Genomic DNA, 732 nt, shown 5'->3' with positions numbered 1-732 from the left:
AAGCGGCGCTGACGATCTTCACGCACCTCGTCTGGCAAAGCACCGTCCAGCGCATTGGCGCCTGCACCTTCGACAGGTGAATAGGCGAAGCAACCGGCTCGATCGATTTGCGCTTCGTCCACAAAATTCAGCAAATGCTCAAACTGCTCTTCTGTCTCGCCAGGGAAGCCAGCAATAAAGGTACTGCGGATCACCAACTCCGGACAGGCCTCACGCCACGCCTGAATGCGCTCTAGATTGCGCTCGCCACTGGCCGGGCGTTTCATGCGCTTGAGCACTTCTGGGTGGCTGTGCTGCAAGGGCACATCTAGATACGGCAGGATCAAACCCTCTTCCATCAACGGGATGACCTCATCCACGTGGGGATAGGGGTAGACGTAGTGCAGGCGCACCCAAGCGCCATAAGCCTTGGCCATCACACCCATCTCGCGCACCAAGTCCAACATGCGGGTCTTGACAGGCTTACCGTCCCAAAAACCGGTTCGGTATTTGACATCCACGCCATAAGCTGAAGTGTCTTGGCTGACGACCAAAATCTCTTTGACGCCTGCTTCCAGCAAGCGACGGGCTTCGCCCAGCACATCACCCACCGGTCGGCTGACCAAATCCCCGCGCAAAGAAGGGATGATGCAAAACGTGCAACGGTGGTTACAACCTTCACTGATCTTGAGATAGGCGAAATGTTTGGGTGTGAGTTTGACGCCTTGGGGGGGCACCAAATCCACAAACGGG

1 protein-coding gene is annotated in these 732 nt (G+C 56.6%); it reads right to left on the bottom strand.

Going from position 1 to position 732, the window contains the following annotated elements; translation table 11 throughout:
* Positions 1-716: radical SAM protein (locus AC1QQ2_RS14680; RefSeq protein ID WP_479713701.1), on the bottom strand; the 716-nt coding region annotated here is incomplete at its 3' end.
* Positions 717-732: the final 16 nt, after the last annotated feature.

This window comes from Aestuarium sp., from assembly GCF_023253315.1.
GTDB lineage: Bacteria > Pseudomonadota > Alphaproteobacteria > Rhodobacterales > Rhodobacteraceae > Marivivens > Marivivens donghaensis.
The sequence above is the reverse complement of the archived record's forward strand: the minus strand, read 5'-3'. Positions and strand labels throughout refer to the sequence as shown.